The following is a 1,001-nucleotide window of genomic DNA, read 5'->3' on the forward strand; positions in this document are numbered from 1 at the left end:
GCGAACCGCAGCAGGATCGGCCAATGCCAGGAGGCGGTCGCCGAACAAACGATTGCCGATCTGGTCGTGGTTCTGCAGACAGTTGACGAAACGGGTCGGCGCCAAATCCGTGCTGGGCCGGCCGCGCGGCTCGCCACTGAAGGAGGCAACCTCGCCCTGAAACGCGAAGCCTTCCGCCAGGACCCTCGCGAGATGGCGGACCGGCTCATCGGCGAAGCTGCCATAATAGGTCGTGGCCTCGCTCGTCAGCATGACATGGACGGCATGGTGGAAATCGTCATTCCATTGCGCGTCGAACCGCGACAGCAAGCTGGAATCGTTGGCGTCATTCTCGACAACCAACTGGATATGGCGGTCTGCCGGGACCGCGCTGCGAACCTCCCGCTCGAAATCCAGCAGGAATTCGGTCGAGGGAATCGCGTGGACGGCATCGAGCCGCAAACCATCAAGCCGGTACTCGACAAGCCACTGGACTGCACAGGCGATGAAATACGCGCGCACGTCCGGCCGATCGAAATCGATTGCCGCGCCCCATGGTGTTTGTCTTCCGGCGCGGAAGAATTGTGGCGCATAAGCATGAAGGTAGCAGCCATCCGGGCCGAAATGGTTGAATACGACGTCGAGATGGACAGCGAGGCCAAGCTCATGCGCCCGGTCCACCAGGCGCTTCAAGTCGTCGGGCGATCCATATGCTGCGGCCGGCGCGAAGGGGAGGACGCCGTCATAGCCCCATGAGCGCTTGCCGGGAAAATCGGCAATCGGCATGAGCTCGACGGCCGTAATGCCGAGCTCGGCCAGGCGGCTCAGTTCGCTCTCTATTCCCGCGAAGCCTCCAGCGAGGCCGGGATGAATTTCATACAGGATGGTCTCGCGCCAAGGTCTGCCGCGCCAGTTCGCGCAGCGCCAGGAATAAGAATCCGGGTCGCTTAGGACGCTCCAGCCATGCACCCCGCCGTCCTGGCGGCGCGAGGCGGGATCGGGAAAGACCAGTCCTTCGAGAG

General features: G+C 62.8%; 1 protein-coding gene. It reads right to left on the reverse strand.

Features of this window, described 5'->3' with window-relative positions; translation table 11 throughout:
• On the reverse strand, window positions 1–1,001 hold a 1,001-nt coding region (locus ACIPIA_RS17000; RefSeq protein WP_400511185.1), incomplete at both ends, for an alpha-amylase family glycosyl hydrolase.

The organism is Allobosea sp. CER48 (genome assembly GCF_044752385.1).
GTDB lineage: Bacteria > Pseudomonadota > Alphaproteobacteria > Rhizobiales > Beijerinckiaceae > Allobosea.